This is a genomic window from Roseibium algae, from assembly GCF_037783265.1.
In the GTDB taxonomy this organism is placed as follows: Bacteria; Pseudomonadota; Alphaproteobacteria; order Rhizobiales; family Stappiaceae; genus Roseibium; species Roseibium algae.
In genome coordinates this window covers 88,764-112,873 of record NZ_JBAKIA010000007.1, presented here as the reverse complement: position 1 = coordinate 112,873, position 24,110 = coordinate 88,764, and the positions used below count along the sequence as shown (strand labels likewise).

Here is a 24,110-nt window from a genome sequence, read left to right as displayed (position 1 = left end):
CTTTTTTTAAATTCAATACGACTTGAATGACCGAATTTTGTCTAATCAACCACTTCATCTGGATAAACACCAAACAAACGGGTTTGATCAATCCAGCCGTCATAGCCTTCCCCATGCACCCGGCACCAACCACTGGCACATTTATCCACCGTTGCCAGGACGTTTGTTTCCAACTCGGCGACCATCTCAGCATCTGACTTTGAATCGGCTCGCAGTGGTGTTTTTCCACCTTGATCCCACGGTGTTACAAGAGCTGTACGCCGTCCGGATAACAAGGAATGAAACACCCAACCTTCCTTGCCTTCCCAATCACGAACTCGACGCCAGTTCTCAAATTCTTGTATGATTTCAACAGGTAGTCCGGACTGAACAAAAGTCCACCCAATGTCATGATCACGCGATGGGCCAATGCGAACATTGACCCGATCTGACTTCAGACTCACAAAACGAGGGACTGGCAAACCGCTCGCACCCGTCGTTGTTCCCTGTGCAGCTGCCTCAAAAGGCGCAAGCAACAGAACCGTTAACAGAAAGACGGTTGCAAGGATATCCGTCAACCGGGTCATCAATCGCACCATGTTATTCGCTTGTCCAATTGTTAAGTTTGAGCAACATCATTCAAAATCAATATCGAAACCGGCACCCGAAAACCAGCTCCGTTCGATTCGGAGCATTGGAAAGCAGGGATAATCGCATGCCCTTGTTTCTATCTTGCCATCTCGGTAAGGAGAAAGAAGGTTGGCGTGCGTGTTCTCCGCAAGGTGCGCTATGGTGGGACCGTTGTGGTTAACGAGACCTCAACGATACGCAAAGGGCATGTGGCATGGCGAAAAAGAAGCCTGAGGTGGTGGTAACCCGGAAACTTCCGGATGTGGTTGAAACTCGTATGCGCGAGCTCTTCGAGACACGGCTGAATGACAGTGACAAACCGTTTAGCCAAGCCGAACTCGTGGAAGCAGTAAAAACCGCTGACGTTCTGGTCCCAACAGTAACGGATCGGATTGATGCCGCAGTCTTGTCCCAGGCTGGACCAAACCTGAAATTAATTGCGAACTTCGGCAATGGTGTCGACAATATAGACGTGTCGACCGCCAACAACCGAGGCATCAACGTCACGAACACTCCTGGTGTTCTGACTGAAGACACCGCTGACATGACCATGGCGCTCATGCTGGCTGTGCCGCGGCGGATTGCCGCCGGTATCAAGGCTTTGGAAACAGAAGAATGGTCCGGCTGGTCGCCAACATGGATGCTGGGTCACCGAATCTGGGGCAAACGCCTTGGCATTATCGGTATGGGCCGTATTGGCCAGGCCGTTGCACGCCGTGCAAAGGCGTTCGGCATGTCCATTCACTACCACAATCGCCGGCGTCTGAACTCGGATGTAGAAGAAACGCTGGAAGCCACCTATTGGGAAAGCCTTGATCAGATGCTGGCACGGATGGACGTTGTCTCTATCCATTGCCCGCATACGCCCGGCACATTCCACCTTTTGTCCGCGCGGCGCTTGAAGCTCCTCAAAAAGGACGCCTATGTGGTCAATACGGCTCGCGGCGAAGTCATTGACGAGAACGCTCTCATTCGACTGCTAGAAGCAGGTGACATTGCCGGAGCGGGTCTTGATGTCTTCGAGCATGAGCCTGCCGTAAATCCGAAGCTGGTCAAACTACCCAATGTGTTGCTGCTACCCCACATGGGATCAGCCACAATCGAGGGCCGCATCGAAATGGGTGAAAAGGTTATCATCAACATCAGAACATTCATGGACGGCCATAGACCACCCGACCGTGTTTTGCCATCGATGCTCTAAGCTGAAAAATAAAGGGCAGGGTTGCGTATGATCGTTCCGGACAGCCTTGCCCACATTCAATCTTATCCCGGCGGGTCAGACTGGCTTTCAGGGCTTCCTGAATTGTTCGAAAGGTGCGTTGAAAGTTGGGACCTGAGTCATCTCGGCCAGCCTTTCGGCGGTTCAAACGTTTCACTTGCTGTTCCAGCGGAGCAGCATGGCCAGCCGGTCGTTCTAAAAATTCAATTCCCTTCCCCTGAATGCCTGCATGAAACAACAGCACTCTCTGTCTGGAACGGAAACGGTGCTATAAGGCTGCTGGATCACAATCCTCAACGCTCTGCCTTATTACTGGAGCGATGCCAGCCAGGTCTTTATCTTGCCGACAGTAAGACTGCCGATCCATTGACTGTAATCACTGACCTTCTACCAAGGCTTTGGAAGCCAGCATCAGAGCCTTTCCCAAGCCTCATGGAGATCGCACATCAATGGGCATCGCAAATGCCGATTGATTGGCAGAAAGCCGGAAAGCCTTGCGAATTTTTTCTGGTAGAAGCAGCTCTCGATCATCTTAAACACCTTGGCAGCAGCCAAAGTGAACAGGTCCTCTTGCATCAGGACTTGCACGGTCACAACATTATATCAGCGCAACGAGAGCCTTGGCTTGTGATTGATCCAAAGCCACTGGCTGGCGAAAAGGCCTTTTCCTTGGCCCCAATCGTTCGCAGCTTTGAATTTGGCCATTCCAGACAAGCAGCGCTGAACCGTCTAGACCGACTATCAACTGATTTAGGTCTGGACCGGGAACGAGCACGTGGATGGACCATCGCACAGACGATGGCATGGAGTTTTGACAGTGACTTTGGCGACCAGCATTACGATACAGTTCGCTGGCTGCTCGGAAAATAACTTTTCAGCGCGTCAAAGGCAGCAATCAAGGCTGGTATTTTTTCCAGATCGCACTGTCACCCATGCCTTCAACAAAAGCATTATGAGCTGCAAATTCAGCGTCCTGCCTCAAGGAAAATATCGGAGATGGCCGTGGGCGGGCATTAAATCGGCCCAACCCATCTTGATCACTTGCCACAGCTCCTTCTGAAGAAGAATTCTTTTCCTCTTCTGGCGTCAAACTAAGGGCGGTCTGCTTGCCCCCCATCATCTCAAGGTAGACTTCAGCCAGGATCTCAGCATCCAGGAGCGCGCCGTGCTTTACCCTACGCGAACTGTCGATCCCATAGCGATTGCAAAGAGCATCAAGGGAATTTGGTCCCGACGGATGCTTTTTCCGCGCCAGGCCCAGCGTATCGAAGACCTGATCGTTTGAAATAGGCTTACGCCCAGCCCGCTCCAGCTCCATATTGATAAAGCCCATATCAAAGGCCGCATTATGGATCACCAAAGTGGCATCGCCGACAAATTCCAGAAACTCATCAGCAACCTGTGGGAACAGAGGTTTGTCAGACAAAAACTCTGCTGAGAGGCCATGAACATTGAAAGCCTCGACTGGCATGTCGCGCTGAGGATTAATGTAGACGTGATAAATATTGCCAGTCGGAATGTGATTGAGCAGCTCCACACCGCCAATTTCAACCAAGCGGTCGCCGCCGCGCGGATACAGACCTGTTGTTTCCGTATCAAAGGATATTTCGCGCATATCACCGCCCTACCAATAATCTTAGTTCAAATTTGCTGACCATGGCGGCAGGGGCAAGCAGCCAGGCTAACTTTTCCCCGAGAATGCCAGGTTTTACAGGCCTATCTGTCAGGGCAGCGCGGCAATGGCTCTCAAAAGGCATTCGACGGATCTTTTTGTCGCCTTAAGACCTAGCCCGGTATCAATTAGGAAATGCGCACGGCGGCGCTTTTCAGCATCTGGCATCTGCCGGGCGAGAATTGCCTCAAACCTCTCCGTCGTCATTCCCGACCGCGCAAGAACGCGCGCGCGCTGGATCACGGCATCTGCCGTAACAACAACGCAGACGTCCACCCGGCCATCCCCTCCGGTCTCGAACATCAGCGGAATATCGAGCAGAACAGCACGGCGCCCCTCGGCAGAGGCTTTCGCCAAAAACGCTGCCTCTTCAGCGCGCACAAGCGGATGAACGATGGCCTCCAGCCGTTTTATAGCATCAGGCTTGCCGAGCACATGCGGAGAGAGCAATGTCCGGTCGACTTTTCCATCAATCACAGTACCCGGAAACTCGGTCTCAATCAGAGCTGCCGCACGACCAGAATAAAGCATGTGCACCACGGCATCAGCATCATGTCCGGCAACACCACAAGCTGCAAACATCCGGGAAGTCGTCGATTTACCCATACCGATGGAACCCGTCAGGCCAATCCTAATCATCCATCTTGCTCCAGATCAGACAGGATGAGCGACCTCAGATTTTCATCCACTTCAGGTCGAATACCGAACCACCGCTCAAAGCCAGGTACAGCCTGATGCAACAACATGCCCAAGCCATCGACTGTTCGATTTCCCCGCGCTTCTGCTTGTTGAAGAAGATCTGTTTTTAGCGGGACATAGACAATATCCGTTACCAACGCCGATTTAGGCAAGTCCGAAAGGTCGAGTTCAAGCGCTGCCTTGCCCGTCATGCCAAGGGATGTGGTGTTGACCAGCAGATCTGCTTGTCCCAGATAATCCACAAGCTTATCCCAAGGATGAGCGATCGTTCTGGTACCGAACTCCTCCTTTAAAGCGATTGCTTTTGAGACAGTTCGATTGAAGATATGCACACTCTTGAAATTCCGAGACAAAAGAGACCAGACAATCGCGCGCGCAGCACCACCTGCCCCCAAAACAATCGCGGTTCCGGCATCTGAATCCCAACCAGGCGCGAGCTGGTCGAGATTGCCAAGAAAGCCAATTCCGTCCGTGTTTGCACCGCAAAGCTTGCCGGTTCCATCCAACCAAAGCGTATTTGCCGCGCCCATCGCCGCAGCCGCATCGTCAAGCTCATCACAAGCTGCTGCCGCGATTTCTTTATGCGGCACCGTCACATTGCAGCCGACCAATCCCGAACCTGAGAAATCTGAATAGAATTTTTCCGCAAGGTCCGGGTCAACTGCCTGGCGACCATATTCGCCTTCTAGGCCGTATTTTTTCAGCCAATATCCATGAACCATCGGCGAGCGAGAATGCGCAACCGGCCAGCCGGTGATAGCCGCTTTGCGGACAATGCTCATGTTGCCATCACTCCCTGACGCCGCAATTCTTCAAACAGCGGCATCAGTGGCAAACCAAGAATGGTAAAATAGTCGCCATCAATTTTTTCAAACAGCTGAATTCCGGGACCTTCGAGCTGATAAGCACCCACGCTGCTGAGCGCTACTTCGCCAACATTTCCCAGATAATTTCCAACGAATGCCGGTGTCAGATCGCGCATGGTCAACCGCGCTGTTGATACATGCCGCCAGATCGCTTCGCCATTGTAGGATAGAACCACAGCAGACAAGAGCTCGTGGGTCTTTCCGGAAAAGCTCAAGAGCTGACGCCGCGCTGCTTCCATATCATCCGGCTTGGTATAGCGTTTTCCCTCATAGGCGAGGATTTGATCTGCGCCAATCACAAGATCACCTTTACGGCGGGAGCTGACATCATTCGCCTTGGCCTCAGCCAGAACAGTTGCCAAATCCTCGGGCAGAAAGCCAGCCTCAATCAGGGGAGCCTCAACTGCCCGCTCATCCACATCAGATGGATCAATTTCGATCTCAAGCCCGGCGTTCTTTAATAATTCAGCGCGAATTTTACTCCCGCTTGCCAGAACCAGTGCCATTTCGGCCCTTCCCAATATTTTCATCTAGTGATTTTCATCCGCAAGGTTCAGATCGTGATCCCCGGGATTTCAGCCTTATAGGTTCGGTAAAGCGCCATTATTTCGGCTGCGGTTTCCTCAATTGATCTCCTTGTGACATCAATCAATGGCCAACCATTATCGGAACAAAGCCTTCGGGCCATATTGATCTCGCGAGCGATCTCCTTCCGGTCAACATAGGTATCGTTGTAGTTTTCTGCCTGTAAAGACAGAACCCTGTTACGGCGAACCTGTTGAATACGTTCGGCACTTGCCACAAGTCCAACGACCAGCGGCTTTTTTAAATTCAACAAATGTGCCGGCAAAGGGATATCCGGAACCAGGGGAACATTTGCCGCCTTGATGCCCCGGTTTGCCAGATAGATGCAGGTCGGCGTTTTTGAGGTGCGAGAAATCCCAACCAAAACGATATCTGCACCTTCCAGATCCTCCCAGACCTGACCGTCGTCATGCAACATCGTATAATTCATCGCTTCGATGCGTTTGAAATATTCAGCATCAAGTTCGTGCTGACCACCAATGCGATGGGTTTGCGTAACATTCAGATAGGACTGAAACACTGAAAACACAGGTGTTAGGATATTGACAAAAGGCACACCAAGGTCACGGCACGTTCGCTCCAACCTATCTGAAATGCCCTGATCAACGAGAGTGTAAAGTACGATACCTGGCGCAGATTCAATCTCACTGATCACCCGATCCAGCTGTTTTTGCGTTCGAACAAGCGGATAGACGTGCTCGATTTCCTGAACATCTTCATATTGAACCGTTGCCGCACGGGCGACCGTCATCAACGTTTCTCCAGTTGAATCCGACACCAGATGAAGATGAAAATAATTCCTCGACTTGTTCACGCAGTCATCCCCAACCCTGTTGATAATGCGGGAGAATTCACCTGATTTACCATTCAGGCTCATTTTGATCCCCGCTGACGGTTTTTTATGAACAGAAGCGAGTTCTTAAATGACTCCACACGAAACGACTTTCCCTGCATGTGGATTAACACACTGACCCGCTGCCATGGACAGGTTATCCACTTTTGCCAATTTCGTTAACAAAGTGTAAAAATCCTTCCAAGCTATTATAATTGAAAGAAATTCAGAGTTATCGACTCCTGTGGAGGGTAACTTGTCCAGAACACGCGACGATTTATCCCGGATCGGATATGACGGTAAGAGATTGTGAATGTTAAATGATCCCGGTAATCCACTCACAATAATAAGAAACAGATCCAAACTAAGAATCTTATTTAGTTAATATAAGGGAAAAGGGACTCCGCATTATGCAATCCAAAGATCGTGCCGTGATGCGAGTCTTGGCTGGAGAAAAAATATGGCCGCCACCGATCTGGATGATGAGACAGGCTGGCAGATACCTTCCAGAATATCGGGCAGTCAGGGCAAAGGCACCTAATTTTCTGGATTTCTGCTACAATCCGGATCTTGCAACCGAGGTGACCCTTCAGCCGATCCGCAGATATGGCTTTGATGCAAGCATCTTGTTCTCGGACATCTTCGTCGTACCGGACGCCATAGGGTATCCAGTCCGATTTGAAGAAGGGCGTGGTCCAGTGCTGGAGCCTCTTTCATCTGATCTTGTCGATCGTTTGGAACAGGAACGGGCGGAGGATCATCTTAAACCGGTCATAGAGACTGTTTCTCGCCTACGAGCTGAACTGCCCAAGGAAACCACACTCTTGGGCTTCTGTGGTGCTCCCTGGACTGTTGCCTGTTATTCCGTTGCCGGTCACACAACACCGGATCAGATCGCAGCTCGTGTTGGTTCTTACCGGCACCCAGAATTGCTTGAACGCTTTATTGAACATCTTGTGAAAGCCTCCATACGGTATTTGATCCGTCAGCTGGATGCGGGTGCTGATGCGGTTCAGATTTTTGATACCTGGGCAGGTGTTCTGGATGATGCCGGTTTTGAAAAATGGTCCATTCGGCCAACCAAGGCAATTGTATCAGGCGTTAAGGCTGAACGGCCGAATGCCAAGATTATCGGTTTCCCGAAATCATCAGCAGCGCGTATGGAAACCTACATCGCCAAAACAGGCGTTGATGCAGTTGGCCTTGATTGGACAGCGCCTGACAGCCTTGCGCTTGAAATCCAGAAGAAGGTCCCGATCCAGGGTAATCTGGATCCGATGCGGCTTGTTGCTGGCGGACAGGCTTTAGATGATGGCGTTGATCATATTCTTCGAACCTTTAACAAAGGGCCGCTGATCTTTAATCTCGGTCACGGTGTGACCCCGGATGCAGATCCGGACAATGTTGCGCGTATGGTTGAGCGTGTGAAGAGGGGCTAGGCATGAGTGCTTATGATTGGGTGAAATCACTTCACGTCATTTCGATCATCGCCTGGATGGCAGGTATGCTCTATTTGCCCCGATTGTTCGTCTATCATGTTGAAGCAGAAGTTGGCTCCGATAAGTCTGAGACCTTCAAAGTCATGGAACGTCGGCTTCTGAAGGCGATCATTAATCCGGCTATGATCTCTGCCTGGATATTCGGTCTGTGGGCGGCTTATGACATTGGCGCATTCAGTGAGGGATGGTTTCATGCGAAACTGACCCTTGTAGTGTTGATGTCTGCTGTACATGGATACTTGACTGGCTGCGTGAAGCGTTTTGCTCGCGATGACAACAAGAAGTCAGCTAAGTTCTATCGGCTTCTCAATGAGGTTCCGACCGTTTTGATGATTTTCATTGTAATTCTTGTCATTGGAAAACCATTCTGACATCGAATTCTCGGTAGATGGCGGGGAAAACTGCCATCTACGCCTTTATGACTACTTGCAGTTTTTTTTCGAATCCCTTATGGTCTCGCCAACTTTATCCCGGAGCTGTTGTGTAGCATTAAGCCTACATTGATAACCGGGGCCATGTCTGAACCTAGACCATCTGGCGTCCTCAATCCTTCTTCCTATCTCTTCTGCAATACAAGTTTCGAATTAGAGTATTCAGAAGACCATCCAGGTATATTGAATCCACATGATTGATCCCAACTCAATGCGGGAAATGAAACTCAAAGATCTCAAGAAAAAGACTCCTACCGAGCTGCTTCAGTTCGCAGAGGAAGTTGAGGTTGAAAACGCGAGCACCCTGCGCAAACAAGAACTTATGTTTGCTATCCTGAAAAACTTAGCGGTTCAGGATGTCGATATCATCGGCGAAGGTGTTGTTGAAGTTTTGCAGGATGGTTTCGGCTTTTTGCGATCGCCAGATGCGAACTACCTTCCGGGACCGGATGACATTTACGTCTCACCTTCCCAGATACGTCGATTCTCCCTGAGAACCGGAGATACGGTTGAAGGTGAAATTCGTAGCCCAAAAGAAGGCGAACGTTATTTTGCTCTTCTGAAGGTCAACACGATCAACTTTGAAGATCCGGACAAAGCGCGTCATAAGGTTCATTTTGATAACCTTACACCGCTGTATCCTGATGAACGCTTCAAGATGGAAATCGAAGATCCTACCAGAAAGGATCTTTCGTCCCGTCTTATTGATTTGGTTGCACCACTTGGAAAAGGTCAGCGTGCGCTGATCACTGCTCCGCCGCGTACGGGTAAAACAATGTTCCTGCAGAACATTGCACAGTCCATTACGACCAATCACCCCGAGTGTTATTTGATCGTTCTCCTGATCGATGAGCGTCCGGAAGAAGTGACTGACATGCAGCGAACAGTGAAAGGCGAAGTGGTTTCCTCGACATTCGATGAACCGGCAACGCGTCACGTACAGGTTGCTGAGATGGTGATCGAGAAGGCAAAGCGCCTGACCGAACATGGTCGCGATGTTGTGATCCTTCTGGATTCTATCACGCGTCTTGGCCGTGCCTACAACACGGTTGTTCCGTCATCGGGCAAGGTCTTGACCGGTGGTGTTGATGCCAATGCCTTGCAACGTCCGAAGCGCTTCTTTGGTGCGGCCCGTAACATCGAAGAGGGTGGGTCACTCACCATCATCGCGACTGCGCTGATCGATACGGGTAGCCGTATGGATGAAGTCATCTTCGAAGAGTTCAAGGGAACAGGTAACTCGGAAATCATTCTGGATCGGAAGATCTCCGACAAGCGTGTTTATCCTGCTATTGATATCCAGCGGTCAGGTACGCGTAAGGAAGAACTTCTCGTTCCTGCTGAACGCTTGAAGAAGACCTTCGTGCTGCGCCGGATCCTAAACCCGATGGGCACAGTTGATGCGGTTGAGTTCCTGCTCGATAAATTGAAGCAGACCAAATCTAACGATGAATTCTTCGACAGTATGAACACCTGATCGGATTCGGTTCCGATTTGTTTATAAAAAAGCGTGATGGTTTTAAACTGTCGCGCTTTTACTTTTTGTTAAGTAAGTGTTTCACGTGAATCAGCCTTAGAAGCTTCCTGGTTGATTCGTTATCGATCAGGATATCCTTTATGATCTATCTTGAAACTGAACGTCTTATCCTTCGGTCTTGGCAGACAGCTGATCAAGCCCCTTTGGCGCGTTTGAATGCTGATCCTGAAGTTATGCGTTATTTTCCTTCACCTCTGTCTCGCGAAGAGAGTGATGCCCTTATGAATAGGGCTATGGCTAAACAGGAAGCAGACGGTGTCTGTTTTGCGCCGATTGAAGAAAAACTCACCGGAAAATTTCTGGGTTTCGTTGGTTTGTCACGTCCGAAATACAACAAGCCTTTGCCGTTTGATCCTTGTATTGAAATTGGCTGGCGGCTGGATCGATCAGCGTGGGGAAAAGGCTATGCATCCGAAGCTGCCCAGGCTTGGCTTCAATATGGTTTCGATGTTCTGGATCTTGAAGAAATTGTATCTTTCACCACGGTGACCAATCAACCATCGAGGCGTGTCATGGAGCGGATCGGTATGGTTCATAATCCCGCTGACGATTTTCTCCATCCAGCATTGGAAGAAGGACATCCGCTTGAAGCACATGTTCTTTACCGATTGAAGAGATCCACTTGGCGTGACACTTCGGTCCGCTAGTCAATACGCTGGAGTATTGTTTCAAGATCCTTGCGAGATTGAATCGGAAACGAACAGGCGCCCTCGCGGCAGAGATATATGGTCAATGTGCCATCAACCGCATTCTTGAGTTTGGCTGGATGTCCGTCCGGAAAATCGTCCGTTGACTGAACAACCATTGTCATGAGTGCTGGATCAACGGCCTTGTTCAAAATCTTCAGGAATGGATTCGGATCCGATCCTTCCGGAGAAACGATGACAGCAAGTCGACCATTCACGCGTGTGTCAAATCCTGTGAGCAATGACGCAGTCGCAAATACGTTTTTGGGAACCTCTGAGGAGAGGGCGATCAGAAGTTTGTCTGCCAGGTCCCGATAATGGGTTTTGCCAGTCAGTAGATAAAGCCGGGACAAGCCTTCTGCCGTCATACCATTGGCATTGGGTGTGGCTTCATCAGCGACACTGTAGGGCCGTGTGATCAGGCCGGGCGCATCGTCCGCTGTCAGATAATAGGCGCCTTCGTTACTGCGGTAATGATTTTCCAAGGCTTTTGCGAGTGTCTCTGCATCCTCGATATAGCGCTCTGCATTTGCCGGATCAGCCTCAGCGAGTGCCAGGGCTGCGAGCAGCATGCTGGATTGATCTGTGGCAAAACCTGGATAGACAAGTTCTCCGTTGCGCCATGAATGACCGAGGCGGTGGTCCTTCATCATTTCGATCATAACGAAGGTATAAGCCTGCTGGGCGGCCTTCAGATATGATTCACGTGAAACAAGTCCGCTGATACGCGCAAGCCCTGCAATGGCGTAGCCGTTCCAATCTGCGAGGACTTTGTCGTCCAGGGCAGGCCGGACGCGTTCTGTGCGCTTGGCCAGAAGTTTTGCGCGAAGCTTGGTTAGGCGGGCTTCTTCACGGGCAGAAACAGTCGGTGTCTTCAGACGATTCGGGATCGTAACGCCTTCCCAGTTGCCAGCTGGATGGACATCATAGGCCTTGGCAAAGATCAGGGCGTCTTCATCGCCGAGGACTTCCGAGATTTCATCTGAGGTCCAGACGTAGAATTTGCCTTCGTCGCCCTCGCTGTCGGCATCGAGGCTTGAGGAAAATGCACCACCGGGCAACTGCATCTCGCTGATCAGCCAATCTGCCGTTTCTTCGATTCGACGACGAAACAGATCTTCACCTGTGGTCTGAAACGCTATCGCCAGCTGACTGAGATATTGTCCGTTGTCATAGAGCATCTTTTCAAAGTGCGGGACGAGCCAGAGGTGGTCGACCGAGTACCGGGCAATGCCGCCGCGAAGGTGATCATAGATGCCGCCGTTGCTGATCTGGCGCAGTGTGTGAAGATAGGTTTCCTTCGCCGTGTCGTTTCCGCTTCGCAGGCCAGTTCTCCAGATGAGATCCATGACGGAAGCCTGAGGGAACTTTGGCGCGCCCTTGATCCCCCCATGCTCCTGGTCGAACAGGCCAAGAAGGCGATCTCCGGCGTGCGACATCAAACTGCGATCCATGGGGGCGGTTGGCGTGATCTCTGCCTTAAGCGCTTCCATGAGGCCTTGGCTGTTGGTGTCGATTCGCTCCCGATCCGTTGCGAAGGTATCGGACACGCCATTCAGTACATCGACAAAAGAGGGGCGACCCCATTGTGCCGCCTTGGGATAATAGGTTCCGCCCCAGAAAGGTTCGCCCTCCGGTGTGAGGAACATTGTCAGCGGCCAGCCACCTTGTTCACCCAAGGCATGCAGCGCCTTCATGTAAATTTGATCGATATCCGGCCGCTCTTCACGATCCACCTTGATATTGATGAACAGGCGGTTCATTACCTCTGCAGTTCCTGGATCTTCAAAGCTCTCATGCGCCATGACATGACACCAGTGGCAGGCTGCATATCCGACGGACAGAAGAATGGGTTTGTTCTCGGCCTCGGCTGCGGCAAGCGCATCTTCGCCCCAGGTGTACCAATGAACCGGGTTATCCTTGTGCTGGAGAAGATACGGGCTAGTCGACTTTGCAAGGCGGTTTTCGCTCATTGGAAACTATGGTCCTTCAAGGATAGATTTGCCCTAGGGTTTAGCAAATTAGCGACAAGTGCAAGCTGGACTTGTCGGATCGCTCCAGACAGTTGATGTGAGAATGATGTCAGATACGATCTACGCCCTTTCCAGTGGAGCCTTGCCATCCGGCGTGGCTGTTATTCGTTTGTCTGGACCCTCTGTTGAACAGGTTCTCATCCATCTATGTGGCGCTGTTCCATTGCCACGTAATGCGGCTTTGAGACGCTTGACGGATCCTACTACGGGCGACGTTCTGGACGAGGCTCTGGTGTTGTTCTTCAAGGGACCATCGAGTTTCACCGGGGAGGATGTTGTCGAGCTGCAATGCCATGGTGGGCGGGCAGTTGTCGCGCGCATTCTCGAGGTGCTTTCTGGCTTTGATGGTCTGCGGCCAGCGGATGCTGGCGAGTTCACACGCAGGGCATTTGACCGAGGTCGGATGGATCTGACTGAGGTTGAGGGCCTGTCAGACTTGATAGCGGCTGAAACAGAGGCTCAGCGCAAACAGGCCTTCCGGCAAATGGGCGGCGAACTTGGGAGGCTTTACGAGGGATGGCGGACGCAGCTGATTCATATGAGGGCGATGATTGAAGCGGATTTCGATTTCGCTGATGAAGAAGATATTCCAGGCAGCGTCGCGGATCAGGTCTGGACTGAGGCAGAAGCGCTGGCCGCGGAAATTGGAGTACACTTGGATAAGTCTCGAAGCGGTGAGCGGCTCCGGTCTGGTCTTCAGGTGGTCCTGATGGGCGCGCCGAACGCTGGCAAGTCCAGTTTGCTGAATGCGATTGCGGGGCGGGAGGTTGCCATCGTGACAGAGGAAGCCGGAACCACCCGTGATGCGATTGAGGTTCATCTCGACCTTGGTGGGTATCCGGTGACACTCGTGGATACAGCAGGGCTTCGGGTTACGGATGGTCTGGTGGAGCAAGAAGGTATTCGCCGAGCACGGGCACGCGGGGATGCAGCGGACTTGATCCTTTGGGCAATGGAGCCAGAAGGGCACGCTCCTGACGACATCTCCTCCGGTCTGAGCGCCGATGTTCTCGAGACGGTTCCGGTTTGGATCGTTCATACAAAGGCAGATCTTGAGACTCCTCCGAAACGAGACTCTTCCGGAATAAAGCAGGAAATCCCTTGTTCAACGGTTGATACAGAGGGAATGGATCTGCTCTTGGCAGAGCTTTCCGGTTTCGCACATGAAATGATATCGGTCGGTGAAGCGCCTTTGGCGACCCGGCAGCGTCACCGACATTATCTGTGTGAATGCCAGTCGGCTCTGAGACAGGGAATTGCACAGGATCACTTGCCAGGGGAATTGCGTGCTGAGGATCTCAGACGGGCGGCTGATGCCCTCGGCCGGATCACGGGCCGCATCGATGTTGAAGATCTGCTCGATGTGATCTTCCGGGATTTCTGTGTGGGTAAATGAATTTGTTTCACGTGAATCCATCAGGGTTTTCATATATCGATTCATGAACGAAACATGTTTCACGTGAATCATTTTTGGTTCAGGTCCCTTGATTAATTCACGATTGCCAGTTCCAGAGGTCGGCAAATCCCGTTTTCTTTTGACCGTCTACATCATGCATTTTATAAGACACTCAACGAAAGTCGTTGGGCAGTTCTCATAGGAGCTAGCTGTTTCAGGAATGGTGCCTAAGAGCACTCCGTTTCAGTTCGACTTTTCTTCTTTTATGTTTTGGCTGCATCTCTCTCTTAAGGAACGGATGTGCCTCCGACGGATGAAATTAGATGACCCAGGCAAATATGACATTTGATGTGGTGGTGATCGGTGGTGGTCATGCAGGTTGCGAGGCGGCGGCGGCCTCTGCGCGCCTTGGGGTCCGAACCGCTCTGGTGACTCATCGGTTTGATACCATCGGTGTTATGTCTTGCAATCCCGCAATTGGGGGGCTCGGTAAAGGCCATCTCGTTCGTGAAATCGACGCGTTGGATGGGTTGATGGGCCGGGTCGCCGATAAGGGGGGGATTCAGTTTCGGATGCTGAACCGCCGCAAGGGGCCAGCCGTGCGCGGGCCTCGGGCGCAAGCGGATCGAAAACTTTATCGCGAAGCGATGCAGGCAGAGATATCGGCTATCAATAATCTGGACGTTGTCGAAGGCGAGGCAGATCGTTTTGTGTTTCAGGATGGAGCTATCGCTGGTCTCGCTCTTGCCGATGGTCGGGTCATCGACTGTGCTTCAGTCGTCCTGACGAGCGGAACTTTTCTTCGAGGTTTGATCCATATCGGTGACAAGAAGATCCCTGCAGGTCGTCAGGGGGAAGGACCGGCCATGGGCCTTTCGGTTTCTCTTGAAGAAATCGGCTTTGAACTCGGGCGGCTCAAGACCGGAACGCCAGCCCGTCTGGATGGTCGAACGATTGATTGGGGTAAGCTGGAAGAACAGCCTGGTGATGATGAGCCGATCCCGTTTTCGACACTGACGGAGAAGATCGAGACACCTCAGGTCCCTTGTCATATTACGCGGACGACGCCTGAAACTCATCGTATTATCCGGGAAAATCTCTCCAGGTCTGCGATGTACTCAGGCGAGATCAAGGGTCGTGGACCTCGCTATTGCCCGTCGATAGAAGACAAGATTGTCCGGTTCGGTGATCGAGACGGTCACCAGATCTTCCTGGAGCCGGAAGGGCTGGATGATCACACTGTCTATCCGAATGGCATTTCGACGTCGCTTCCCGAGGATGCTCAAATGGCTTTCCTCAAGACCATTCCGGGTCTGGAAAATGTTATAGTTATTCAGCCTGGGTATGCCATTGAATATGATCACGTCGATCCCCGTGAACTGATAGCGACCCTAGAAGCAAAGCGCTGTTCAGGCTTGTTTCTGGCTGGTCAGATCAATGGCACGACGGGCTATGAAGAAGCCGGCGCGCAAGGGCTGGTCGCTGGCTTGAATGCCGCTCTTAAAGCGCTGGGACGCGATCCATTCACGGTAGACCGAAGCCAAGGATATATCGGTGTCATGATTGATGACCTGATCACCCGCGGTATTTCTGAACCTTATCGGATGTTCACGTCTCGGGCAGAATACAGACTGTCTCTTCGTGCTGACAATGCAGATCAGAGACTGACACCGCTCGGTGCTGATCTGGGCTGTATATCGGAAACACGTCGAGTCGCTTTCGAAACGAAGATGCAGCAAATCAATACAGGGCGTGCTCTTCTGGAGCGGCTGACAGTGACGTCCGCTGTAGCCCAGAAAAAGGGGCTGCCAGTCAATCAGGATGGCGTGCGTCGGTCCGCGTTTGATCTTCTGTCCTATCCGGATATTTCGTTCGCCGACCTGCTGAATGTTTGGCCTGAGCTGTCTGACCTGGACAAAGGTATTGCAGAACAGGTCGCAACCGATGCGCTTTATGCTGTTTATCTCGAGCGGCAGGCGGCAGACGTGGCGGCCTTGAAGCGGGACGAGGCCTTGGCAATACCGCTTGGATTTGATTTCCAGGCGCTGATCGGCCTGTCCAATGAAGTGAAGCAGAAGCTTGAAACAGTGAAGCCAACCACGCTTGGCCAGGCTTCCCGCATGGACGGCATGACGCCGGCAGCATTGACGCTGCTGTTGTCCCATATACGACGTCAGGGCAGAAAAGGGGCCGCGTGATGAGATCGTCTATGGGGCTCAACGAAACTGCACAGTCTGTGTATAACTATGGGGATGTTTCACGTGAAACTGTGGAACGTCTTCAAATATATGTCGATCTGGTTTTGAAATGGCAACCAGCGCAAAATCTCATTGCGCCATCGACTATCCCTGATATCTGGACACGGCATGTTGCCGATAGCCTTCAGACAAAGTGGAGCATGCCAGACGCTCGGATATGGGTAGATGTTGGCAGTGGAGCAGGTTTTCCAGGCGTGGTGACTGCGATTCTTCAGGCCGATGATCCTGGTGCTCATGTGCATATGATCGAGAGTAATCAGCGTAAGGCAGCGTTCTTGCGAACGGCGCTACGTGAGACGGGCACTAAGGGTACAGTACATGCCGGGCGGATCGAATCGGTAGCGAAAGAATGGCCACATGGTCAGGTTGATGCTGTTTCTGGCAGGGCTTTAGCGGCTCTTGGTCTGCTGTTTGACTTGAATGAGCCTTTTTTTGTAGCTGGTGCGAAGGGCGTTTTCCACAAAGGTCAAGATTTTCAGCGAGAAGTTAACGAAGCGTCTCACGCTTGGTCTTTCGATCTGGTAGAAAAGGAAAGTCTTATTGATCCAACGAGCCGGATGCTTCTTCTTTCCAATATCTCCCGGCGCAGTTAGGAAGGCCTCCTTTTAATGAGCATGCTTCCAGAATCTCCACGTGTCCTTGCACTCGCCAACCAAAAGGGCGGCGTTGGGAAAACCACGACGGCCATCAATCTTGGAACGGCTCTTGCCGCGATTGGCGAAAAAGTACTGGTGATCGATCTGGATCCGCAGGGCAATGCGTCCACGGGTCTTGGTATTGAGCGCCGCGATCGTGGTCTGTCGACTTATGATGTCCTGAGTGGCGACTGCGGATTGGATGAGTCCATCAAGGACACGGCAGTGCCGCGGGTTTGGGTTGCACCATCAACAATGGACCTGCTTGGTCTGGAACTTGAGATCGCGTCTTCAGGCGATAGGGCTTTCCGCCTGCGTGCGGCAATACAGCAGTTGAGTGAATCGCGGTTGTTCCGGGAAATTGGCTTTACTTATGTTCTGGTCGATTGCCCACCGTCTTTGAACCTTCTGACGATCAATGCACTTTCTGCGTCGCATTCGATCCTTGTGCCATTGCAGTGCGAGTTCTTTGCACTTGAGGGTCTTAGCCAGTTGCTCAGCACGGTTGAGCAGGTTCGTAATGCTCTGAATTCAGAGCTGACCATACATGGTATCGTTTTGACCATGTACGATAGCCGGAATAACCTTTCCAGCCAGGTGGTTGCCGATGTACGGGAAACAATGGGCGATGCGGTTTATGAAACGATCATTCCACGGAATGTTCGAATTTCCGAAGCGCCGTCCTATGGCAAACCGGCGCTGCTGTATGATCTGAAGTGCGCCGGCAGCCAAGCCTATCTGCGGCTTGCGTCTGAAATCATTCAGCGAGAGCGCGACCTTCGTAGGGTTGCTGCCTGAGATTTACTCATTAAAGAGATCTGCGATGGGCTATTGTCTGTCGCCTCTGAGTTCAGCTGGATTGGGGCCTTCCAGCGTTGATGACGATTAAAATTCGTCTAAGTCATTGATATAATACAAAAAAGAAAAAAAGGTGCGGTATGGCGGAAGAAGGTAGCAAGAACAAGCGTCTTGGACGGGGTCTCGCGGCTTTGATCGGGGATTCGGCAGTTCAGGATACCTCTGCGCCCGAGAGAGGCTTGCGCGACAGCCGTAGGGTGCCAATTGAGCATCTCGAGCCGAACCCTCGTAATCCTCGCAAGACCTTTTCTGAGAAGGATCTCGCGGATCTGACGGAATCGCTCAGGGCGAAAGGGATCGTCCAACCTATTCTTGTTCGCCCAGCGGCTGGAAAGCAGGACCGTTTCGAAATCATTGCGGGTGAGCGTCGTTGGAGAGCTGCGCAGAAGGCCGGACTGCATGATGCGCCAATCATCATTCGGGATGTGACTGACCAGGAAGCTCTTGAGTTGGCCATTATCGAGAATGTTCAGCGTGCGGATCTCAATCCGATTGAGGAGGCGATGGGCTATGATCAGCTGACGGCGGAGTTCAGTTACAGCCAAGGAGAGCTGGCCAAGGTGATCGGCAAAAGCCGCAGTCATGTTGCCAATACCATGCGTCTTCTCAAGTTGCCAAATTCGGTTAAGGACTATCTTGCCGAAGGGCTTCTGACAGCAGGTCATGCACGGGCGTTGATCACGGTCGAAGATCCTGCCGCGCTTGCAGATCTGATTGTTGAAAAAGGCCTGACCGTTCGCGATGCGGAAAAATTGGCGCAGGATCCGGAAGCCCTGAGCAAATTGCTCAGCGGGGCCAAGAACGAGGTTTCCAAGCCACAGAAAGATGCTGACACCAAAGCGCTTGAACAGCGTTTGGCTGATACGCTCGGTCTCAAGGTAACGGTGGGTCATAAGCCCGGTAAGGAAAACGGCGATCTGAAAATCAAATACACATCGCTTGAACAACTAGACGAGCTCTGCCGAAAGTTGGGCGTGGAAACACGCTAAACGCTTGTAAAAGACGGCGTTGATTCGAAGACGAAATGTTTAACGGCCGGATTTTTGTCCGGCCATTTTGCTTTTATGACTCTTGTCTATCCGATTTAGTTTCTGGACCCAAGGGCAATGCGGCATGCGAGGCCGGTGAAAACGGCGGCAAGAAAATATTGCGGCAGCTTTTTGAAACGGTTCAATCTGCGGGCCTTATTTCTAATTTCGCTGCTGAGCAGGATTACTGATCCATTGACCAGAAAGCCTGTCAGGTTGAGGACCGTTGCGAGTACCAATGTCTGGACAACGATTGAGCCCGATTCCGGGTGAATGAACTGCGGGAACAGGGCGAGCATGAAGAGAGCCATTTTGGGGTTTAGCAAATTGGTGAACAGCCCTTCGCTAAAGACCCTTGATGCTGACATTTGCTTGAGAGACTCTATGGGCGAAAACGCCTGGTTTGTTGACCTTAGGGTTTTCCAAGCCAGATATAGAAGATAGGCGCAGCCCGCCCAGCGAATGATTTCGTAGGCCATTGGGATTGTCAGAAACAGTTGCGACAAGCCAAATGCTGTTGCCAAGGCATGGCCATAACTTCCCGTGGCGATACCCGCATAGGTCATGAAACCAGCTTTCCGGCCCTGGCTGATGCTCCGTGAGGCAATCAAGAGCATATCTGGTCCGGGTGTTGCGGTCAGAACGATGCAAGTGCTGGTAAATAGAATGAGTGTGGAGAAATCCGGCATTGAGTGTTCCTTTAATCAGGTAAGCCGGAATTCTTGAATATCACACTCTCAAGTGTTTGCAAGATCTGGGTAAAGGCCAGAGCGTTTCAAACGACGAGCAAACCAATCTCTCTGTTCGGAACTGGGCTGATTCCAATTGTGGGATTTTGATCTAGCGACGACGAGCGGCGCGAGACCTCGCAACGCGGGCAAGCGTCAGTAGTGCTTCAGAGAGTACTGGAGCGCCGAGGCTTGCATTAAGTCTGGAGATCTTCATTGCCTCGTGAAGGCGCTCTGTGGCCTTCGACAGGTCGTCTGTGGACCATATTTGTATCTGACGGGCGATGGCGGCCTTTCGTTTGAAAAAGACAGGTGGGCGTTGGCCATCAACAATTGCCTGAGACTGCGTGCCCCGGTCGAGTTCGGCCCTCATTCTATGGAGCCACTGGAAGTGTTTTAATGCTTGTCCCGCGATGACGGAGGCATTTGATCCTTGAGCATCTAGCCTCTCAAGGCCGTGATCAAGTGTTTCCAGATTACCAAGAGCGGATGAATCTATTAGCTCTGACATCTCGAAGGCTGATGCGTCTCCAATGATGGCTTCAACATCATCGCTTTCAATGCGGCCCTTGCCCAATGCGTAGAGGCAGAGCTTCTTCAGTTCGCCGCGACTGGCCAGGCGGTCAGCTCCGAGAAGGCTGTGCAGGGCGGCTCTGGCTTCGCGGGAGATTGTGAGCTCGGATTCCCGGGTTTCATTATCAATCAGCTGATCAATGTCTCTGCCAGTATCCGCGTAGCAGGGAACGGCTACGGCTCTGCGATCAGATTCAAACAGTTTGCGAAGGCCGGTGCCCTTTTTCAGATCACCGGCTTCGATGACAATAAGAGCCGGATTATCATTGAGCTTCAGCAGTGGAGTGATGGCAGGAGACAGGTTTTTCCCGCCGGCATCCTTGATCCAGAGGATCCGCCGTCCGCCAAATAAAGGGATCGTAAGCGCTTCATCTAAAAGCCGATTCGGATCGGAAACAATCTCTGAAGCATCGATCTTGGCAAGCGTAAATGGATCCTCATCACCCTCAGATGCCTTGGACACGAGCATGGCGGCCCGCTCCGTCACAAGGCCGGTGTCCGGGCCATAAATCAGCACTGCGCTGCCCCCGGTGGGAGGCTTGGACAGGAAGCGATCTATATCGCCAGCCTTGAGCGCAGTCACGAATATGAGTCCTTAACGGTTAGAGGCGAAATGACCGGCAATCCGAGCCTGGATGTCGCTGGCAATCGCCGTTGCAGCGCGTTCTTCTGCATCACGCTTGGCGCGAATGTTTGCAAAGCGCTGGCTCGAGAAATCATAGGATGCAGTTGCAAAAGACTTGCCGGTCATCAAGGTTTTCTGCGTATTCAGATCTGAAAGCACAAAGGTCGTGTTCATTGTCAATGTGTAGGCTGCGGGAACATCAGCAAGGCGCTCCACGCCGACTTCAGCCTCGTTGAGATCCATCAAGACCCTGAGTCGGTACAGTTTTTCAGGTCCTTCAGCACCACGCTCAAAGTTGAACGTAAGCTGATTGTAGAGTGTACGTGTGGCATCAGAATCGCTGTGTTTGTCTGAAATCGGGTCTATGTCGATGGCGGCCAGCTCAGCTTGCACAGTTGTGCCGGTTCTGGATGATGTGTCCAAAGATCCATAGAGCGGGCGAACCTGACAGCCAGTCAGAAGTCCAGCGAAGACAAGAGATGCCATCAGAGGAAAGAGCGCCTTACGGCTGCGCGTTTTCAGGTCAAGCAACGACATTCACGATCCTTTGCGGCACCACGATAACCTTGCGCGGGGCGCGTCCTTCGAGAACACGCTGCACGAAATCCAGCTCCAACGTAGCCGCTTCTACGACCTCTTTGGAAGCGTCTCGTGCAACAGTAATTTCGCCACGCCTCTTGCCATTGATCTGGATCGGTAATGTGACGGTGTCTTCAACAAGCAGGCTGTCATCCACATGCGGCCAATCCGTCTCAGAAATCAGGCCGTACATGCCAAGTTTTGTCCAGCACTCTTCAGCCAGATGGGGCATCATGGGGGCGATCATCTGAGCCAGGCTTTCTGCAGCTTCGCGAACAGCGTAGGCCATTTCGGGTGCGCTCATTCCATCGTGGGCAGCTTTACCGATCTGGTTGACGTGTTCATAGATTCGGGCAACTGCACGATTGAATCCGAGGCTTTCCAAGTCTTTTGAGATGGCAGCGATTGTTTTGTGGGTTGCGCGACGAAGATCGAGGGCCTTGCCGGTCATCTCAGGGATTTCGTTGCTGCGGGCCTCTGTGCCGTCCGCGATCTCCTGAACCAGGCGCCAAACGCGCTGGACAAAGCGCCAGGAACCCTGAACGCCTTCTTCGGTCCAGATGACGTCACGTTCTGGAGGGGAATCCGACAGCATGAACCAGCGCGCAGTGTCGGCACCATAGGTGTCGATAATGTCGGTCGGATCGACTGTGTTTTTCTTCGACTTCGACATCTTTTCGATGGAGCCAATGGTCACTGGGCCACCTGTTTCTGTGTGGATGGCTGTTCGTTTGCCATCGGTTTCAGAAAAGGTAATGTCAGCTGGGTTCAGCCATTTTCCATCAGAAGATTTGTAAGTTTCGTGTGTAACCATGCCCTGGGTAAAGAGACCTTTGAATGGCTCCTTTATATCGAGAGCGCCGACTTTCTGCATCGCACGGGTAAAGAAGCGAGAATAGAGAAGGTGCAGTATGGCATGCTCGATGCCGCCAATATACTGATCTACCGGAAGCCAATGGTTTGCAGCCTTCGGGTCGGTTGGCTGGTCGCAGCGCGGGGCCGTGAAGCGGGCGAAGTACCAAGAGCTGTCGACGAAGGTGTCCATTGTATCAGTTTCGCGCAAGGCGGGCTTGCCGCAGGCAGGACAGCTCGTGCTGCGCCATTCCGTATGGCGATCAAGTGGATTGCCCGGTTTGTCAAAATTGATGTCTGACGGCAATTCAACCGGCAGATTTTCGTCTTTTTCCGGAACCACGCCACAGTCATCGCAATGGATGACTGGGATTGGGCAGCCCCAATAACGCTGACGGGAAATGCCCCAGTCGCGTAGACGATAGTTTACCTGGCGCTCGCCTTGTGGTTCATCCGATATGATTATTTCTTCGAGCTTTTTGGCAACAGCGTTTTTAGCTGCGCCAATGCTCATCCCGTTGAGGAAACCGGAATTGAAGATGGTGCCATCGTCGGTGTAGGCTTCATTGGTTACCTCAAAGGTTGCTGCGTCGGCATCCTTTGGCAAGACGACTGGCCTGACAGGCAAGTCATATTTGTGAGCGAAGTCCAGATCGCGTTGATCATGGGCCGGGCAGGCAAAAATAGCGCCTGTGCCATAGTCCATCAAAATGAAGTTCGCGACATAGACTGGCAATTCGATCGAGGCATCCAGCGGATGCTTGACCTTGAGGCCGGTGTCAAAGCCGTTCTTTTCCGCTGTCTCGATGGCTTCAGCCGTGGTGCCAATGCGGCGGCACTCTTCGATAAAGGCTTGCAGCTCAGGATTGGATTCGGCGAGCTTGGTCGAAATCGGATGATCTGGAGACAGACCCATAAAGGACGCGCCGAAGAGCGTGTCCGGGCGGGTTGTGAAAATTTCGAGCACTTGATCGCCGGTGGGAGCAGCTTCGATAAATTCAAAGCGAACCCGCAGGCCTTCTGACTTGCCGATCCAGTTTTTCTGCATCAGGCGGACTTTGTCAGGCCAACGGTCCAGACCGTCGAGCGCTTCCAGAAGTTCTTCCGAATAATCGGAGATCTTGAAAAACCACTGAGTTAGTTCGCGCTGTTCAACAAGCGCGTCAGAGCGCCAGCCGCGACCATCAATTACCTGCTCATTGGCAAGAACGGTCATGTCGACCGGGTCCCAGTTGACCTTGGCGTTTTTGCGATAGACCAGGCCAGCTTCGAGGAATTTCAGGAAAAGGCGCTGTTGTTGTTCGTAATATTCAACATCACAGGTCGCGAATTCCCGGCTCCAATCGAGTGATAGACCCATGATCTTGAGTTGTTCGCGCATGAATGCGATGTTTTCATAGGTCCAGTCCTTGGGGTGGACATTGTTCTGCATGGCGGCGTTTTCGGCAGGCATACCGAAGGCGTCCCAGCCCATTGGGTGTAGAACATTGAAGCCCTTGGCGCGTTTATGGCGTGCAACAACATCGCCCATGGCGTAGTTGCGGACATGGCCCATGTGAATCCGACCGGACGGATAAGGGAACATCTCCAGGACGTAGTATTTTTCGCGCTCGTCTTCGTTGGAGGTGACGAAAACGTCCTTGTCAGTCCAGACCTTTTGCCAGCGCGCTTCGACTTCGCGGGCGTTATACCGTTCCGTTGCCATTAATTTTGCCGTTTCATGAGGCGCTGTCCAGCAGCGCTTATATTGTTAAGGTGTTTGGCGGACTGTCACCAGAAATCAGCCTTGGGGTCAACATGATTGCAGGAAAATGTCAGCATTTTCGTTATCGAGACTGGAATGCTTGCATTTTTCGCTTTGTAGACCTTATCAGGAGCTGTCTGAAGCGGCACTGAAAATGGACAAGGAA

General features: G+C 52.0%; 22 protein-coding genes. 11 read left to right on the top strand and 11 right to left on the bottom strand.

Translation table 11 applies throughout. From position 1 onward, the window contains the following. Nucleotides 1–41: 41 nt before the first annotated feature. A complete protein-coding gene (locus V6575_RS12720; RefSeq protein WP_340274775.1) occupies nucleotides 42–566 on the bottom strand; it encodes an SH3 domain-containing protein in 525 nt (174 codons plus the stop codon). 257 nt (nucleotides 567–823) lie between these two features. Here V6575_RS12720 and V6575_RS12715 point away from each other — a divergent pair, with 257 nt between their 5' ends. Next, on the top strand, nucleotides 824–1,810 hold the full coding sequence (locus V6575_RS12715; RefSeq protein ID WP_340274774.1) for a 2-hydroxyacid dehydrogenase: 987 nt from the start codon (nucleotides 824–826) through the stop codon (nucleotides 1,808–1,810). Nucleotides 1,811–1,837: 27 nt separating this feature from the next. Beyond that, nucleotides 1,838–2,698, top strand: a complete 861-nt coding sequence (locus tag V6575_RS12710; RefSeq protein ID WP_340274772.1) for an aminoglycoside phosphotransferase family protein — start codon at nucleotides 1,838–1,840, stop codon at nucleotides 2,696–2,698. Nucleotides 2,699–2,723: 25 nt separating this feature from the next. Here V6575_RS12710 and dnaQ read toward each other — a convergent pair whose 3' ends face one another. The 5 genes from dnaQ to V6575_RS12685 form a co-directional block, all read right to left on the bottom strand. After that, the gene (gene dnaQ, locus V6575_RS12705; RefSeq protein WP_340274771.1) at nucleotides 2,724–3,443 is read right to left on the bottom strand and encodes a DNA polymerase III subunit epsilon; all 720 of its coding nucleotides are present in this window, start codon (nucleotides 3,441–3,443) and stop codon (nucleotides 2,724–2,726) included. 108 nt (nucleotides 3,444–3,551) lie between these two features. Further along, on the bottom strand, nucleotides 3,552–4,139 hold the full coding sequence (gene coaE, locus V6575_RS12700; protein ID WP_340274769.1) for a dephospho-CoA kinase: 588 nt from the start codon (nucleotides 4,137–4,139) through the stop codon (nucleotides 3,552–3,554). After that, a complete protein-coding gene (locus V6575_RS12695) occupies nucleotides 4,136–4,981 on the bottom strand; it encodes a shikimate dehydrogenase (RefSeq protein ID WP_340274768.1) in 846 nt (281 codons plus the stop codon). The genes coaE and V6575_RS12695 overlap by 4 nt, the downstream gene beginning before the upstream one ends. Further along, nucleotides 4,978–5,571 (bottom strand): Maf-like protein, encoded by a 594-nt coding sequence (locus V6575_RS12690; protein WP_340274917.1) that lies wholly within the window; start codon nucleotides 5,569–5,571, stop codon nucleotides 4,978–4,980. Before V6575_RS12690 ends, V6575_RS12695 begins: the two co-directional genes overlap by 4 nt. Before the next feature lie 47 nt (nucleotides 5,572–5,618). Next, complete coding sequence (locus V6575_RS12685) at nucleotides 5,619–6,527, bottom strand: pyruvate, water dikinase regulatory protein (RefSeq protein WP_422785569.1); 909 nt, start codon at nucleotides 6,525–6,527, stop codon at nucleotides 5,619–5,621. A gap of 365 nt (nucleotides 6,528–6,892) precedes the next feature. On the opposite strand from V6575_RS12685, the gene hemE reads away from it, so the two are divergent. The 4 genes from hemE to V6575_RS12665 all read left to right on the top strand — a co-directional run bounded on the left by hemE (nucleotide 6,893) and on the right by V6575_RS12665 (nucleotide 10,596). After that, nucleotides 6,893–7,921 carry a uroporphyrinogen decarboxylase gene (gene hemE, locus V6575_RS12680; protein WP_340274767.1) on the top strand — a complete coding sequence of 343 codons (1,029 nt, stop codon included), beginning with the start codon at nucleotides 6,893–6,895 and terminating at the stop codon, nucleotides 7,919–7,921. A gap of 2 nt (nucleotides 7,922–7,923) precedes the next feature. Further along, a complete protein-coding gene (hemJ, locus tag V6575_RS12675) occupies nucleotides 7,924–8,352 on the top strand; it encodes a protoporphyrinogen oxidase HemJ (protein WP_340274766.1) in 429 nt (142 codons plus the stop codon). Nucleotides 8,353–8,623: 271 nt separating this feature from the next. Then, nucleotides 8,624–9,889, top strand: a complete 1,266-nt coding sequence (rho, locus tag V6575_RS12670) for a transcription termination factor Rho (RefSeq protein WP_340274914.1) — start codon at nucleotides 8,624–8,626, stop codon at nucleotides 9,887–9,889. Nucleotides 9,890–10,029: 140 nt separating this feature from the next. Beyond that, nucleotides 10,030–10,596, top strand: coding sequence for a GNAT family N-acetyltransferase (locus V6575_RS12665; RefSeq protein WP_340274765.1), 567 nt, complete (start codon nucleotides 10,030–10,032; stop codon nucleotides 10,594–10,596). Here the strand turns inward: V6575_RS12665 and V6575_RS12660 are convergent. Beyond that, nucleotides 10,593–12,608 carry a thioredoxin domain-containing protein gene (locus tag V6575_RS12660; protein WP_340274764.1) on the bottom strand — a complete coding sequence of 672 codons (2,016 nt, stop codon included), beginning with the start codon at nucleotides 12,606–12,608 and terminating at the stop codon, nucleotides 10,593–10,595. The two genes, V6575_RS12665 and V6575_RS12660, sit on opposite strands and share 4 nt — an antisense overlap. Nucleotides 12,609–12,714: 106 nt before the next feature. Here V6575_RS12660 and mnmE point away from each other — a divergent pair, with 106 nt between their 5' ends. The 5 genes from mnmE to V6575_RS12635 all read left to right on the top strand — a co-directional run bounded on the left by mnmE (nucleotide 12,715) and on the right by V6575_RS12635 (nucleotide 18,804). Continuing rightward, nucleotides 12,715–14,064 carry a tRNA uridine-5-carboxymethylaminomethyl(34) synthesis GTPase MnmE gene (gene mnmE / locus V6575_RS12655; RefSeq protein WP_340274913.1) on the top strand — a complete coding sequence of 450 codons (1,350 nt, stop codon included), beginning with the start codon at nucleotides 12,715–12,717 and terminating at the stop codon, nucleotides 14,062–14,064. A gap of 323 nt (nucleotides 14,065–14,387) precedes the next feature. Next, a complete protein-coding gene (gene mnmG, locus V6575_RS12650; RefSeq protein ID WP_422785568.1) occupies nucleotides 14,388–16,262 on the top strand; it encodes a tRNA uridine-5-carboxymethylaminomethyl(34) synthesis enzyme MnmG in 1,875 nt (624 codons plus the stop codon). Beyond that, nucleotides 16,262–16,915, top strand: a complete 654-nt coding sequence (gene rsmG, locus V6575_RS12645) for a 16S rRNA (guanine(527)-N(7))-methyltransferase RsmG (RefSeq protein WP_340274763.1) — start codon at nucleotides 16,262–16,264, stop codon at nucleotides 16,913–16,915. The genes mnmG and rsmG overlap by 1 nt, the downstream gene beginning before the upstream one ends. Nucleotides 16,916–16,930: 15 nt before the next feature. Continuing rightward, nucleotides 16,931–17,755, top strand: a complete 825-nt coding sequence (locus tag V6575_RS12640; protein ID WP_340274761.1) for a ParA family protein — start codon at nucleotides 16,931–16,933, stop codon at nucleotides 17,753–17,755. Nucleotides 17,756–17,895: 140 nt separating this feature from the next. Next, on the top strand, nucleotides 17,896–18,804 hold the full coding sequence (locus V6575_RS12635; RefSeq protein ID WP_340274759.1) for a ParB/RepB/Spo0J family partition protein: 909 nt from the start codon (nucleotides 17,896–17,898) through the stop codon (nucleotides 18,802–18,804). 95 nt (nucleotides 18,805–18,899) lie between these two features. Here V6575_RS12635 and V6575_RS12630 read toward each other — a convergent pair whose 3' ends face one another. The 4 genes from V6575_RS12630 to leuS all read right to left on the bottom strand — a co-directional run bounded on the left by V6575_RS12630 (nucleotide 18,900) and on the right by leuS (nucleotide 23,905). Further along, the gene (locus V6575_RS12630; protein WP_340274756.1) at nucleotides 18,900–19,532 is read right to left on the bottom strand and encodes a LysE family translocator; all 633 of its coding nucleotides are present in this window, start codon (nucleotides 19,530–19,532) and stop codon (nucleotides 18,900–18,902) included. Between the two features lie 151 nt (nucleotides 19,533–19,683). Next, entirely contained in the window at nucleotides 19,684–20,727 is a 1,044-nt protein-coding gene (gene holA / locus V6575_RS12625) for a DNA polymerase III subunit delta (protein WP_340274754.1), read from the bottom strand. A 12-nt stretch (nucleotides 20,728–20,739) separates the two neighbouring features. Further along, nucleotides 20,740–21,306 carry an LPS assembly lipoprotein LptE gene (gene lptE / locus V6575_RS12620; protein WP_340274752.1) on the bottom strand — a complete coding sequence of 189 codons (567 nt, stop codon included), beginning with the start codon at nucleotides 21,304–21,306 and terminating at the stop codon, nucleotides 20,740–20,742. Next, nucleotides 21,293–23,905 (bottom strand): leucine--tRNA ligase, encoded by a 2,613-nt coding sequence (gene leuS / locus V6575_RS12615; RefSeq protein ID WP_340274750.1) that lies wholly within the window; start codon nucleotides 23,903–23,905, stop codon nucleotides 21,293–21,295. Before leuS ends, lptE begins: the two co-directional genes overlap by 14 nt. Between the last annotated feature and the right edge of the window lie 205 nt (nucleotides 23,906–24,110).

Excerpts from the sequence above, each read along its gene's own strand:
- V6575_RS12720 (WP_340274775.1), bottom strand. The coding sequence starts at position 566 with ATGACCCGGTTGACGGATATCCTTGCAACCGTCTTTCTGTTAACGGTT.
- V6575_RS12715 (WP_340274774.1), top strand. The coding sequence starts at position 824 with ATGGCGAAAAAGAAGCCTGAGGTGGTGGTAACCCGGAAACTTCCGGAT.
- V6575_RS12710 (WP_340274772.1), top strand. The coding sequence starts at position 1,838 with ATGATCGTTCCGGACAGCCTTGCCCACATTCAATCTTATCCCGGCGGG.
- dnaQ (WP_340274771.1), bottom strand. The coding sequence starts at position 3,443 with ATGCGCGAAATATCCTTTGATACGGAAACAACAGGTCTGTATCCGCGC.
- coaE (WP_340274769.1), bottom strand. The coding sequence starts at position 4,139 with ATGATTAGGATTGGCCTGACGGGTTCCATCGGTATGGGTAAATCGACG.
- V6575_RS12695 (WP_340274768.1), bottom strand. The coding sequence starts at position 4,981 with ATGAGCATTGTCCGCAAAGCGGCTATCACCGGCTGGCCGGTTGCGCAT.
- V6575_RS12690 (WP_340274917.1), bottom strand. The coding sequence starts at position 5,571 with ATGGCACTGGTTCTGGCAAGCGGGAGTAAAATTCGCGCTGAATTATTA.
- V6575_RS12685 (WP_422785569.1), bottom strand. The coding sequence starts at position 6,527 with ATGAGCCTGAATGGTAAATCAGGTGAATTCTCCCGCATTATCAACAGG.
- hemE (WP_340274767.1), top strand. The coding sequence starts at position 6,893 with ATGCAATCCAAAGATCGTGCCGTGATGCGAGTCTTGGCTGGAGAAAAA.
- hemJ (WP_340274766.1), top strand. The coding sequence starts at position 7,924 with ATGAGTGCTTATGATTGGGTGAAATCACTTCACGTCATTTCGATCATC.
- rho (WP_340274914.1), top strand. The coding sequence starts at position 8,624 with ATGCGGGAAATGAAACTCAAAGATCTCAAGAAAAAGACTCCTACCGAG.
- V6575_RS12665 (WP_340274765.1), top strand. The coding sequence starts at position 10,030 with ATGATCTATCTTGAAACTGAACGTCTTATCCTTCGGTCTTGGCAGACA.
- V6575_RS12660 (WP_340274764.1), bottom strand. The coding sequence starts at position 12,608 with ATGAGCGAAAACCGCCTTGCAAAGTCGACTAGCCCGTATCTTCTCCAG.
- mnmE (WP_340274913.1), top strand. The coding sequence starts at position 12,715 with ATGTCAGATACGATCTACGCCCTTTCCAGTGGAGCCTTGCCATCCGGC.
- mnmG (WP_422785568.1), top strand. The coding sequence starts at position 14,388 with ATGACCCAGGCAAATATGACATTTGATGTGGTGGTGATCGGTGGTGGT.
- rsmG (WP_340274763.1), top strand. The coding sequence starts at position 16,262 with ATGAGATCGTCTATGGGGCTCAACGAAACTGCACAGTCTGTGTATAAC.
- V6575_RS12640 (WP_340274761.1), top strand. The coding sequence starts at position 16,931 with ATGAGCATGCTTCCAGAATCTCCACGTGTCCTTGCACTCGCCAACCAA.
- V6575_RS12635 (WP_340274759.1), top strand. The coding sequence starts at position 17,896 with ATGGCGGAAGAAGGTAGCAAGAACAAGCGTCTTGGACGGGGTCTCGCG.
- V6575_RS12630 (WP_340274756.1), bottom strand. The coding sequence starts at position 19,532 with ATGCCGGATTTCTCCACACTCATTCTATTTACCAGCACTTGCATCGTT.
- lptE (WP_340274752.1), bottom strand. The coding sequence starts at position 21,306 with ATGTCGTTGCTTGACCTGAAAACGCGCAGCCGTAAGGCGCTCTTTCCT.
- leuS (WP_340274750.1), bottom strand. The coding sequence starts at position 23,905 with ATGGCAACGGAACGGTATAACGCCCGCGAAGTCGAAGCGCGCTGGCAA.